Source organism: Streptomyces sp. NPDC051243, assembly GCF_044455405.1.
GTDB lineage: Bacteria > Actinomycetota > Actinomycetes > Streptomycetales > Streptomycetaceae > Streptomyces.
Genome location: NZ_JBITES010000002.1, coordinates 186,329 through 198,588, shown reverse-complemented (window position 1 = coordinate 198,588; position 12,260 = coordinate 186,329). Strand labels below are relative to the sequence as shown.

The 12,260-nt window shown below is 70.1% G+C and carries 12 protein-coding genes; 4 read left to right on the top strand and 8 right to left on the bottom strand.

What is annotated here, in order from left to right:
* Window positions 1-46 precede the first annotated feature (46 nt).
* Both ACIBAG_RS04770 and ACIBAG_RS04765 read left to right on the top strand, forming a co-directional pair.
* Complete coding sequence (locus ACIBAG_RS04770) at window positions 47-679, top strand: TetR/AcrR family transcriptional regulator (protein ID WP_399100974.1); 633 nt, start codon at window positions 47-49, stop codon at window positions 677-679.
* A gap of 102 nt (window positions 680-781) precedes the next feature.
* Entirely contained in the window at window positions 782-1,753 is a 972-nt protein-coding gene (locus ACIBAG_RS04765; RefSeq protein ID WP_399100972.1) for an ankyrin repeat domain-containing protein, read from the top strand.
* Between the two features lie 50 nt (window positions 1,754-1,803).
* On the opposite strand, the gene ACIBAG_RS04760 is transcribed toward ACIBAG_RS04765, so the two are convergent.
* Window positions 1,804-2,796 carry a methyltransferase gene (locus ACIBAG_RS04760; protein WP_399101936.1) on the bottom strand — a complete coding sequence of 331 codons (993 nt, stop codon included), beginning with the start codon at window positions 2,794-2,796 and terminating at the stop codon, window positions 1,804-1,806.
* A gap of 229 nt (window positions 2,797-3,025) precedes the next feature.
* Entirely contained in the window at window positions 3,026-3,853 is an 828-nt protein-coding gene (locus ACIBAG_RS04755) for a helix-turn-helix domain-containing protein (protein WP_399100970.1), read from the bottom strand.
* A 138-nt stretch (window positions 3,854-3,991) separates the two neighbouring features.
* Between ACIBAG_RS04755 and ACIBAG_RS04750 the strand changes: the two genes are divergently transcribed.
* Both ACIBAG_RS04750 and ACIBAG_RS04745 read left to right on the top strand, forming a co-directional pair.
* The gene (locus tag ACIBAG_RS04750; protein WP_399100967.1) at window positions 3,992-4,555 is read left to right on the top strand and encodes a DinB family protein; all 564 of its coding nucleotides are present in this window, start codon (window positions 3,992-3,994) and stop codon (window positions 4,553-4,555) included.
* A gap of 80 nt (window positions 4,556-4,635) precedes the next feature.
* Window positions 4,636-5,211, top strand: a complete 576-nt coding sequence (locus ACIBAG_RS04745; RefSeq protein WP_399100965.1) for a hypothetical protein — start codon at window positions 4,636-4,638, stop codon at window positions 5,209-5,211.
* A 13-nt stretch (window positions 5,212-5,224) separates the two neighbouring features.
* On the opposite strand, the gene ACIBAG_RS04740 is transcribed toward ACIBAG_RS04745, so the two are convergent.
* The 6 genes from ACIBAG_RS04740 to ACIBAG_RS04715 all read right to left on the bottom strand — a co-directional run bounded on the left by ACIBAG_RS04740 (window position 5,225) and on the right by ACIBAG_RS04715 (window position 12,174).
* Complete coding sequence (locus ACIBAG_RS04740) at window positions 5,225-6,703, bottom strand: MFS transporter (RefSeq protein WP_399100963.1); 1,479 nt, start codon at window positions 6,701-6,703, stop codon at window positions 5,225-5,227.
* A 107-nt stretch (window positions 6,704-6,810) separates the two neighbouring features.
* A complete protein-coding gene (locus ACIBAG_RS04735; RefSeq protein WP_399100960.1) occupies window positions 6,811-7,671 on the bottom strand; it encodes a metallophosphoesterase in 861 nt (286 codons plus the stop codon).
* A gap of 28 nt (window positions 7,672-7,699) precedes the next feature.
* Window positions 7,700-8,827, bottom strand: coding sequence for an NADH:flavin oxidoreductase (locus tag ACIBAG_RS04730; protein ID WP_399100957.1), 1,128 nt, complete (start codon window positions 8,825-8,827; stop codon window positions 7,700-7,702).
* Window positions 8,828-9,167: 340 nt separating this feature from the next.
* On the bottom strand, window positions 9,168-10,790 hold the full coding sequence (gene groL / locus ACIBAG_RS04725) for a chaperonin GroEL (protein WP_126393097.1): 1,623 nt from the start codon (window positions 10,788-10,790) through the stop codon (window positions 9,168-9,170).
* A 432-nt stretch (window positions 10,791-11,222) separates the two neighbouring features.
* Window positions 11,223-11,429, bottom strand: coding sequence for a cold-shock protein (locus ACIBAG_RS04720; RefSeq protein ID WP_019057200.1), 207 nt, complete (start codon window positions 11,427-11,429; stop codon window positions 11,223-11,225).
* A gap of 469 nt (window positions 11,430-11,898) precedes the next feature.
* Window positions 11,899-12,174, bottom strand: coding sequence for a MoaD/ThiS family protein (locus ACIBAG_RS04715; protein ID WP_189186171.1), 276 nt, complete (start codon window positions 12,172-12,174; stop codon window positions 11,899-11,901).
* Between the last annotated feature and the right edge of the window lie 86 nt (window positions 12,175-12,260).

Sequence of the window (12,260 nt, the reverse complement as noted above, 5' to 3'; positions counted from 1 at the left end):
ATAGGCAGTAATGGACGATCGAGTCAAGAATGGCTAGGCTCGGAGCATGCCGAGACCACGCGCATTCGACGAACGCCAGGTCCTGGAGCGGGCCCGGGAACAGTTCTGGGCGACCGGCTATGCGGGAACCCGGATGGACGACATCGCCCGGGCGACCGGCCTGGGCAAGGGCAGCCTGTACGGCGCGTTCGGCGACAAGGGCAAGCTGTTCCACCGTGTGTTCGGCGACTGGTGCACCGCAGTCGTCGAGGTGGCCGAAGGGCGGCTGGCAGGCGGCCCGGACGCGGAGGCCCTGGCCCGGCTGTCGGAGTACGTGCACCTGATGGCGGAGAACACCGCATCCGACACCGAGCACCGCGGGTGCCTGCTGGCCAAGGGCGCGGCGGAACTGGCCCAGCACGATCCGGCGGTCGCCGCACGGTCGGCCGAGACCATGACGGCACTGCTGACCCTGCTGCGGACGGAGATCAGCGCCGCCCAGCGCCACGGCGACATCGACGACGCCGCGGATCCGGAGCGGTTGGCGGCACTGCTGCTGACCGTGGTCCGCGGTATCGAGGCGGTGGGCAAGGCCGGTCTGGCCCCGGAGACGTTGCGCAACATCGCGGACACCGCACTGGCGGTCCTGCCCAGGCCCGAGGGGCGGAAGCGACCACATGATCCGCCGGACAGGGCCTGATACCGCCTCCCTGTCCTCACCTCTCCCCCGTCGCAGGAAGCCGTTGTCAGTGGGGTCTGCGATGGTGTGAGGACGGAGATCGGCAGACCGAGGGGGTACGGGATGACGGGGCGGGACGCCGGCGGCTGGGCGGGCATGGACTATCGCGGCTGGGAGGACCACGAGGACGTGAAGCGACGCCTGGACGCGGGGGCCGACCCGGAGAGGTGGGGCGTCGCAGGCTCGCGGCCCCTGCATCGGGCGGCGGTGTTCGGCTCGCCCGAGGTCGTCGCGGAACTGGCCCGGCGCGTGGCGGACGTGGACGCGCTGGAGGACGGTACGACAGCACTGTGGGACGCGGTGGTGGCGGGCCGTACGGAGAACGCGCGAGCGCTGGCCGCCGCCGGAGCCGACCCGGGGTGGATCGGATACGGCGGCTGGACGCCGGGGCGGCTGAGCCTGGCCGGGCCGGAGCCGGACCTGTTCGCCCTGCCCGAGGGCCGCCCCGGTCTGACGGAGGCGGAGCGCGCGGTGGCGGAGGAGGGCCGACGGCTCATCCCGGCCCTCGGCGACTTCTACTACGACGGCCTGGGCCTGGCATGCGTGGCCGGGATCGACGCCGAGGAGGCGATAAGCCGCCTGGAGGCGACACCGGCCGACGACGAACTGATCGCCGACCTGCTGGAGGACCCGTACGACTACGACCCGGACGAAACCCTGCGACTCGTCGGCGTGACGACCGTGCCGGGCGGCTGCGTCGTCACCCAGCCCTGGGGATACGGCCCTTCGATGCCGGGCATACACACCCGCCTCTCCGCAGGCACCGTCTCCTACGGCCTGTACGCCAACCCCAAGAGCGGGAACCAGGGCAGCATCCACCGCGATGGCGTCTGCGAGGGATGGGACCTGCACCCAGGCGGCGGCCCGTGCCCGGAGGACAGCCCGGAAGAGGTCCTCTTCTCGTACGTCTACTGCTACAACGCGGTCGCCTACTCCCTCGCGTACGCCGGCCTGCGCCCGACCGACGCCCGCGCGGTCATCGGCCCACCGGACCACTGGGTCGAACTGCCGGATCGCGACTACTGGTCGGTCTGAATTCCTGGGCATCGCCCTCCCGTTGCCCGGACCGGGGTGTGGATCAGGGATCAGTCGGCCACCGCCTCGATGAGGGAGAACGGCGCGGCTTCCTTGAGCGGGGTGACCGAGGTGAGGGACAGGCCCGCGCGCCGGCACACCTCCTCGAAGTCCCGCCGGGTGCGCTCCCGGCCGCCCACGTTCACCAGCATGTTGAGGTCGCTCAGATAGGTGACCCCACCGTCGGTGACCTCGGCTTCGGCCCCGGTGTCGACGACTTCGGGCAACACCGGCTCCACGATCAGGACGAGCCCGCCAGGAGGCAGCACCTCGCGGCAGTGGCGCAGGATGGTGACCGCCTGGTCGTCCGTCCAGTCGTGCAGGATGCTCTTCATCAGGTAGAGGTCGGAGCCTTCGGGCACGGCCCTGAAGAAGTCCCCGGCGACCGGTGAGCAGCGGTCCGTCAGCCCGTGCCGCTCCAGCGTCTTCGGCGCCTCGGCCAGTCCCTGCGCCGTGTCGAGGACCACGCCGGTGAGGTGGGGATGAGCGTCGAGTACGGCGGCAAGAAGGCTGCCGTCGCCCCCGCCGACGTCCGTGACCCTGGTGAACGGGCCGAAGTCGAAGGCGTACGGCAGCGCGGCGGCGGTCTCCGCCACGGCTTGGCTCATCGCCGCATTGAACTGCGCGGACAGTTCGGGGCGTTGGCCGAGGTGGCTGAAGAAGTCCGTGCCGAAGACGGTGTCGAAGGCGATCTCGCCGGTGCGGACACTGCTGTCCAGATGCTCCCATGCGCGTACGATCGCCGGCTCGGTGAACATCCGCACGAACGACGTGAGGGAGTCGGGATGACCCGGGTCGAGGAGGGCGCCCGCCGGGGTCACCGAGAAGGTGTCGGGAGCGGGTTCCGTCAGCAGGCCCAGGCCGGCCAGGGCGCGCAGGAGCCGGGTCATGGGCTGGGGCTCGGTTCCGGCCGCGACGGCCACCTCGGCGGCCGGGCGGGGGGTGTCGCCGAGCAGCTCGGGCACCCCCAACCGGACTGCCGCGCGCAGGGTTTGCGCGGCCATGCTGCCGAAGGCGAGCCGGACTATCCGGTCGCGGTCGGCTGTGCCGGAGGCTCGGACGTCGGCGTCGGTTGCTCGGACGTCGGTGTCGGTCGTGTTCGCCACGGGCGGCTTCCTTTCAATGGGTGGTGGAAACGGGGTGTGGTGCGACTGCGGCGCGGCGGACCGGGAATGTGCGCCTACGGCGCGGTGAAGCCGTAACGCGATGGCTCCCGCAGGCGACGGCACCGGACTAACCCGCCGACGTAGCCATGCCGGCCAGCGCGCCGGGCGTACATCCCGACAGGGCCAGTACGTCCCGATGGAGATGCGGCTGGTCGGCGTATCCGCAGGCCAGCGCGACGTCACTGATGCTCGCGCCGGCGCAGAGCGCCCGGGCCGCATGATCGAAGCGAACCAGCATCGCGGCACGCTTCGGGGTGAGGCCGATCTGCGCGCTGAACCTGGACCACAGCCGCTTGCGGCTCCACCCGCAGCGGGCGGCGAGGTCAGCTACCCGTACCCGGCCTCGACGGGCCACGATGGTGTCCCATACGGCGGCGACCTCCGGGGACATCGAAGGTGCTCGCGCAGCACGCTCGGCGAGGAACGCGTCCGTCAACCCGAGCCGTTCCCGCCACGTCCCCGCGTCGCCCAACCGTTCGCGCAGGAGCCGCTCCTGCCGCCCCCACAGGTCATCGAGTCCGGTGACGGCCCCGTCGAGTTCGCGCGGAGAGACTCCCAGCACGGCATAGGCGGCCCGCGGTGACAGACAGACCTCGACGCACTCGACCCGCTCACCGCGAATGCGGGTGGGGCCGGGCGACAGCGAGGCGACGAGACTGCGCGCGGGCCGGGACACGCCGGCGCTCTCCACCGTCATCGGGGCGTCCCCGAGCCCGATGACGACGACCACGGCGGGCTGCGGGAGCACCCGCATGTCCAGCCCGGCGTCGACACGGTCCCGGAACCCGGCCATCCGGACGCCGTCGAGGGCCGGGCGCCCGACGGGGACGGCGACCTCCCAGCCGTCCTCGGCCTCGCGATGCACGGGGGCGGACCCCATCTGGTGGCTGCGCATGCCTCTACGGTCGCCGAGTTCGGCGGTCCTGTCTTGGACGAAAATTCCGCGGGCCGCCGTTTGATGGGCCGGTTCCGAAGAGCCTGCGCATTGAGGTCAGTACCTGACCTCAATGGCTCCTAGCGTGAGTCTCGACCGATGGAACAGAAAGCCATGGAGGACCGACATATGCAGGACACCGCCACCGCCACCGCCACCGACGAGCGCGCCGACCTCCTCGAAGCCCTGGCCAAGCACCGCCACTTCCTGCGCTTCACGACCCGCGACCTCACCGACGAGCAGGCTGGACAGCGGACCACGGCCAGCGAACTCTGCCTCGGCGGCCTGATCAAACACGTCGCGTCCATGGAGCGGAACTGGGCGGACTTCATCCAGCACGGCCCGTCGGCCATGGGCGACTTCACCGAGATGACCGAGGACGACTGGGCAGCCCGGGTCGCCGAGTTCCGCATGCTGCCCGGCGAGACGCTGGAGGGCGTCCTGGCCGCCTACGCCGAAGTGGCGCGCCGCACCGACGAGTTGGTCGCGTCGCTGCCCGACCTGAACGCCGCCCACCCGCTGCCCAAGGCCCCCTGGTTCGAGCCCGACGCCCAGTGGTCGGCCCGCAGGGTCCTGCTGCACGTCATCGCCGAGACCGCCCAGCACGCCGGCCACGCCGACATCCTCCGCGAGTCCCTGGACGGCGCGAAGAGCATGGGCTGACCGGACCGGAGCGCGCCGACCGGACACCGAGCGACCGGCCCCCGCAGTGCGCCGACGGCTGCGGGGGCACACTGGCACCTATGAACCACGCCCAGCTGACCGCCCTGGGCCGAGCCCTCCGCCTCCTCGGCGAGCACGGCGAGGCCCTCACCGCCGACACCCCGGACGCCAGACTCCACGAGGTCAAGGCCGATCTGCGCCGCGCCCTGGAACTCCTCGACGAGAGCGTCACCGGCTCCGCCCGCACCACCCGCTGCCCGGAGCACCCGGCCGGCCCGGTCGACCCCGCCGCCCCCGACCTCTGCCTGCTCTGCGAGACCCGCCGCCGAGCCGCCCGCCGCTCCGAGTACAACGGCACCGGCCCCGCGGTCCCCCGCGCCCCCGAGCCCACGGCCCCCTCCCGCTACGGCGTCCGGGGCGACCGCCCCCAGCCCCAGCAGCGCTGGCTGCCGGAGCTGTGGAACGGCCAGGAGTGGCAGCTCTGCGGCACCCCGCGCCGCGACCGCCGCGAGGCCGAGCTCTATCTCGCCGCCCAGCGCCGCGGCCCGCGCCCCGCCATGGCCTACCGGCTCGTGCACGAGTTCACCGACTACGAGGTGCTGCGTGTGTGGGGAACGCCGGTGAAGGTCGACATCGAGCCGCTGGGGAACCTGTAGGTACCACCAGCTACTACTTCGCCGCCGCCCCCACCTGCTCGGCCGCGCCCTCGGCCACCGGCTCCCCGCCAGCGGCCACCGGCTGCCGCGGGATGAACGACGCCACCGCGAAGGCCAGCAGCGCCGCCCCGGCGCCCACCGCCAGGACCACCTTGAAGGCGTTCTCGGACGGGAGGGCGTAGCCGCCGAGGTTCGTCGTCATCTGGGCGAGGATCACACCCGCGACCGCGCTCGCCGTGGACGTACCGAGGGACCGCATCAGCGTGTTGAGGCTGTTCGCGGCGGCCGTCTCCGACGCGGGCACGGCGCTCATGATGAGCGCGGGCATCGAGCCGTAGCCGAAGCCGACACCGGCGCCGATGACGCAGGCCACCAGGATGAAGTGCCAGACCTCGGACATCAGGACGATGTTGAGGCTGTAGCCGGCGGCCACGATCAGGACACCGATCATCAGCGTGACCTTCGGCCCCTTGGCCCGCGAAATCGCAGCCGAGACCGGAGCCGTCGCCATCATGACCAGACCGGACGGCGCCATGCACAGGCCCGCCACCAGCATCGACTTGCCGAGGCCGTAGCCGGTCTGCGCGGGAAGCTGGAGGATCTGCGGGATGACCAGGCTCATCGCGAACATCGCGAAGCCCACCGCGATCGAGGCCAGGTTGGTGACCAGCACCTGACGCCGGGCCGTCGTCCGCAGGTCGACCAGGGGCTGCTCGGCACGCAGCTCCCACCAGCCCCAGGCCGAGAGGATCACCACGGCCGCCGCGAAGAGACCGAGTGTCGTAGCGCTGCCCCAGCCCCAGTCGGCGCCCTTGGAGATACCCAGCAGCAGGCACACCAGCCCCGCCGCCATGCCCATGCCGCCGACCAGATCGAAGCGCCCGCCCGTGCGCACCTTCGACTCCGGCACGAGCAGCAGCACACACACCAGCGCCACGACACCCATCCCGGCCGACGTCCAGAACAGCACGTGCCAGTCGAAGTTGTCCGCGATGAGCGCGGCGGCGGGCAGCCCGAGCGCGCCGCCGATGCCGAGGGAGGCGCTCATCAGGGCGGTCGCGGAGCCTAGGCGCTCGGCGGGCAGTTCGTCGCGCATGATGCTGATGCCCAGCGGGATCACACCGGAGGCCAGGCCCTGGAGCACCCGTCCGACGATCATCGGCACCAGCGACTCGCTCAGGGCGCAGACCACGGACCCGCTCACCAGCAGCACGACACTGACGAGCAGCATCCGCCGCTTGCCGTACATGTCCCCGAGCCGTCCCATCACGGGCGTCGCCACGGCCGCCGCGAGGAGCGTGGCCGTGACCGCCCAGGCGGTGTCCGACGCGGGGGCGTCAAGCAGCCTGGGCAGCTCCGGGACGATCGGGATGACCAGCGTCTGCATCAGCGACACGACGATCCCGGCGAAGGCCAGCACCGCCACCACGACGTTCGGCCGCGGCGGGGAGGAGCCCCCGGCCTCGGCGGAAGGGGCAGGGCTTTCGGGCATGGCGGGGCCTCCGTCGGCGTACGGGCGCACAGGGCACACCGGCCCGGCACGAGTGATTGACCGAGGCAACCTTAAGTCAGTTGATTGACTTACTCAACCGACGCAGCTCACGCCTCCCGCTCGACAAATGCCCGCACCTGTTCCTCCTCCAGCTCGTACACCGTCTCGTGCGCCCGGGGATCGCGCGCATGGAAGGTGTGGAACATCGGCCCGTCCGCTCCACCCAGCTCCACCAGCGACGCCGACGCGCCGCGCACCGCCCGTTCGGTGCCGGGTGGGGTCGTCAGGTCGATGCGGTTGACCACGCCGGGGGTGACCCAGACCGGAACCGCCTCCAGAAATCCGGAGAGCTGGAGGTGATAGTGCCCGGTCAGGATGACCCGTACGTCACTTCCCCGGACCGCCTCCGCCAGCTCGTCCGGGTTGCGCAAGCCGAAGAACGGCTGGGTCGCCGAGATGTCGAGGCTGATCGGCGGGTGATGGAAGGCGAGGACGGTGCCCCGCTCGGCGGCGGCGCTCAACGCCCCCCGCAGCCAGTCCAGTTGACCGGCACTCACATGGCCGTACACCTTCCCCGGTACCAGCGAGTCCAGCGTCACGAACCGCCAGCCCCGGACGGTGCTCACCGCCGCCCGCTCCGAGGCCTCGGATTCCAGGACCGCCTCGGGTGCCGGATGCCCGCTCCCCAGCACCTTCCCGAAGGCGCCGCGCTCGTCGTGGTTGCCGGTCGTGTAGAACACGGGCGCGTCGAGGCCGCGCGCGAACTCGCCCACCAGCTCTCGGAGGGCCGTATACGCCTCGACCGCGCCGTCGTTCGCGAGATCGCCCGTGACGACGATCGCGTCGACATCCCGCAGATGTCCCAGCTCGGCGATCATCAGCCGCAGCGAGTCGGTGGCGTTGACACCGTGCCGGTTGGGGGCGTCGGAGTGCTCCAGATGAGTGTCGGAGAGATGAAGGATCCTCATCTCTCCGACACTAGCGGCGAGTTGGAACTCAGCTCAGGGTCTTCAGCGACGCCGCGTCGTACGCCGCCAGCTCACCGAAGCGACCGGACAGCACCTTGGTCGCCCACTCCGGGTCCTGCAGCAGGGCGCGGCCGACGGCGACCATGTCGTACTCCTCGCGCTCCAGGGCGTCCAGGAGGTCGTCGAAGCCCTTGGTCTCCGAGCCCTGGCCGACGAAGGCGTTGATGAAGTCACCGTCGAGGCCGACCGAGCCGACCGTGATGGTGGGCTTGCCGGTCAGCTTCTTCGTCCAGCCGGCGAGGTTGAGGTCGGATCCGTCGAACTCCGGGATCCAGTAGCGGCGGGTGGAGGCGTGGAAGGCGTCGACGCCGGCCGCGGCGAGCGGGGTCAGGATGGCCTCCAGCTCCTCCGGGGTCTCGGCGAGACGGGCGTCGTAGGCCTCCTGCTTCCACTGGGAGTAGCGGAAGATGACCGGGAAGGACGGCGAGACCGACTCCCGTACGGCGGCCACGATCTCCGCCGCGAACTTCGTACGGGCGACCGGGTCACCGCCATAGGCGTCCGTGCGGCGGTTGGTGCCCTCCCACAGGAACTGGTCGAGCAGGTAGCCGTGGGCGCCGTGCAGCTCGACGCCGTCGAAGCCGATGCGCTCGGCGTCCGCGGCGGCCTGAGCGAACGCGCCGATGACGTCGTCCAGGTCCTGCCGGGTCATCGCCTTGCCGGTGGGCTCGCTCTCGCCGATGCGCAGACCGGACGGGCCGACGGCGGGGGCGTCCGCGAACGGCGGCTCGCCCTGCTTGCGGACCATGCCGATGTGCCACAGCTGCGGAACGATCGTGCCGCCCGCCGCGTGCACCGCCTCGGCGACCTTCGCCCAGCCCGCCAGCTGCTCCTCGCCGTGGAACCGGGGGACGCGGTCGCTCTGCCCGGCCGAGTCGTGGCCGACGTACGTGCCCTCGGTGACGATCAGACCGACGCCGGCCGCGGCGCGACGGGAGTAGTACGACACGACGTCCTCGCCGGGTACGCCGCCCGGGGAGAACATGCGCGTCATCGGCGCCATCACGATGCGGTTGGGAACGGTGAGGCCGTTGATCGTGGTCGGCCGGGACAGGACCTGGGCCGCGCGGGAGGCGGCGGACTCGGTGACGGTCACGTGGAGGGCTCCTCGAGGGTGGCGTTGCTAACCGGGTGGTATGTGCGCGCGCATGCTTGCATCTTCTTAAGCAACGGGCTATGCGCTACGGCACATTCCGCATCCGAGCGCGCCTGGGCTGTGACCCCGGCCACATATGCCTCTTCGCCGCGGGGAGGTGCCCCTGGGGGTACGTCCGCCGCACGCCCTTGAGGGGCGCGGGGAACTGCGCCGGCAACCACGAACCACGCACACCCGCCAGAACACCGAGGGCGGCACCCCCTGTCGCGAATGTCGCAACAGGAAGTACCGCCCTCGGCAAGGACGTTGATCAACCGGAGGCCGAAGCCCCCGACGCCGATCAGAAGTCCATGTCACCGCCCGGCATACCGCCACCGGCAGGCGCAGCGGCCTTCTCCGGCTTGTCGGCGATGACGGCCTCGGTGGTGAGGAACAGCGCGGCGATCGACGCGGCGTTCTGCAGCGCGGAACGCGTCACCTTCGCCGGGTCGATGATGCCCTCGGCGACCAGGTCGACGTACTCACCGGTCGCGGCGTTCAGGCCGTGACCCGGGGTGAGGTTGCGGACCTTCTCCACCACGACGCCGCCCTCGAGGCCGGCGTTGACGGCGATCTGCTTCAGCGGGGCCTCGAGCGCCAGCTTGACGGCGGCGGCACCGGTGGCCTCGTCGCCCTCCAGCTCCAGCTTCTCGAAGACACCGGAGGCCTGCAGCAGGGCCACGCCACCACCGGCGACGATGCCCTCCTCGACGGCCGCCTTGGCGTTGCGCACGGCGTCCTCGATGCGGTGCTTGCGCTCCTTGAGCTCGACCTCGGTCGCGGCACCGGCCTTGATGACGGCGACGCCACCGGCGAGCTTCGCCAGGCGCTCCTGCAGCTTCTCGCGGTCGTAGTCCGAGTCGCTGTTCTCGATCTCGGCGCGGATCTGGTTCACGCGGCCCGCGACCTGCTCCGAGGAACCGGAGCCGTCGACGATGGTGGTCTCGTCCTTGGTGATGACGACCTTGCGGGCCTTGCCCAGGAGGTCCAGGGAGGTGTTCTCGAGCTTGAGACCGACCTCCTCGGAGATGACCTCGCCGCCGGTGAGGATGGCGATGTCGTTGAGCATGGCCTTGCGGCGGTCGCCGAAGCCCGGGGCCTTGACGGCGACGGACTTGAAGGTGCCGCGGATCTTGTTGACGACCAGGGTCGACAGGGCCTCGCCCTCGACGTCCTCGGCGATGATCAGCAGCGGCTTGCCCGACTGCATGACCTTCTCCAGGAGCGGGAGCAGGTCCTTGACCGAGGAGATCTTGGAGTTGGCGATCAGGATGTACGGGTCGTCGAGGACGGCCTCCATACGCTCCATGTCGGTGGCGAAGTACGCCGAGATGTAGCCCTTGTCGAAGCGCATACCCTCGGTGAGCTCCAGCTCCAGACCGAAGGTCTGGGACTCCTCGACGGTGATGACGCCTTCCTTGCCGACCTTGTCCATCGCCTCGGCGATGAGCTCACCGATCTGGGTGTCGGCGGCGGAGATCGAGGCGGTGGAGGCGATCTGCTCCTTGGTCTCGACGTCCTTGGCCTGCTCGAGCAGGGCGGCGGAGACGGCCTCGACGGCCTTCTCGATACCGCGCTTGAGGGCCATCGGGTTGGCGCCGGCGGCTACGTTGCGCAGGCCTTCCTTGACCAGGGCCTGGGCGAGCACGGTCGCGGTGGTCGTACCGTCACCGGCGACGTCGTCCGTCTTCTTGGCGACTTCCTTGACCAGCTCGGCGCCGATCTTCTCGTACGGGTCCTCGAGCTCGATCTCCTTGGCGATGGAGACACCATCGTTGGTGATCGTGGGGGCGCCCCACTTCTTCTCGAGGACGACGTTGCGACCCTTGGGGCCGAGCGTCACCTTCACGGCGTCCGCGAGCTGGTTCATGCCGCGCTCGAGGCCGCGCCGCGCCTCCTCGTCGAACGCGATGATCTTGGCCATGTGAAGTGGTCCCTCCAGGACTGGGGGTGATTCCTTCGGACCGCGCCCGCGCCCGCGACGGACGGCTCGCCTGCCTCGTGGTTCCTTGCCCCACCCGGCCTGCGGGCCTCACCGACCCGGTCCTTCTTTGTCACTCTCACCTTCAGAGTGCTAACGCCAATGATTAGCACTCGACCCAGGAGAGTGCAAGGCGCGCTCGCGAAGCGAGCGCTCGTTGAGGGGTGATGGTCGGGTGACGGGCGGGGGCAAGCGGACCTCGGGGATCGGGCGGGGCGCTCAGCCCGGCGCGAACGGGGTCCGAGCAGGGGCCGGGCAGGGGCCGGGCAGGGTCCGGGCACGACCCGAGCAGGGCCTGGACATGGCGAAGGACCCGCACCCCGAGGGTGCGGGTCCTTCGAAGAAGAACGTCGCTGCTGTTAGTCGACGCGTGCTTCAGCTGGTCGCCAGACGGACCATGTCCGCCTGCGGCCCCTTCTGGCCCTGCGAGATCTCGAAATCGACCCGCTGACCTTCCTCCAGGGTGCGGTAGCCGTCCATCTGGATCGCGCTGTAGTGGACGAAAACATCCGCACCACCGTCGACCGCGATGAAGCCGTACCCCTTCTCCGCGTTGAACCACTTGACGGTGCCCTGAGCCATGCCTAACTCCCCTATTACTGGCCCTTGCACAGATCCACACTTCGCGGATCCGGGTCAGACCTCACCCCCCATCGGTCGGGGGCGTGCGCCGGAACGCGTCGACCGCGGCTGAATGTATCTGCCCAACTGCCGTCTGCAACAGGTCAATCGGACGAGAAATCCGGGCACGACCGGTCGGGAATGTGGGGACAATTCCCCTGACTTCAGGTCAAGTCGGACCTGACAAAAGGAACAAAAGCCGCAAGAAACCCGCACACTTTGGCTACTTCTTGTCGGGCGTGCGGCAGAAATCAAAGGCTTATCAAGGCTGCCGACCCGTGGATCGGCGACGCGTTCCCCAACTGTACCTCGCTCAACCACACAGAATTGCCCCCTCCGCTTCTCTCACGGAGGGGGCAATTCGATGAACTCTTAGTAACCGGTGTTACCGATGGTAATGATCGGTCATTCGGTCAGAGTCGGGTCAGTGTCAGCCACCGGCGACGGCGGGAATGATGGAGACACCCGCACCGTCCGGCGTCGCCGTCTCCAACCCCTGCTCGAAACGGACGTCGTCGTCATTGACGTACACATTGACGAACCGCCGCAGCTTGCCCTGGTCGTCCAGCACCCGGGCGGCGATCCCGGTGTGGTTCTTCTCCAGGTCGGCGATGACCTCGGCGAGCGTCCCGCCTTCGGCGGTCACTTCGGCCTGGCCACCCGTGTAGGTGCGCAGGATGGTGGGGATGCGGACGTTGACGCTCACGTTGTGACCTCCGGTCAGCTAATCGCCCTGAGGGGCGCGGGGCTGTGTTGGATGTGCGGCTACCGCCGCGTGGGCGCGACCAGCCC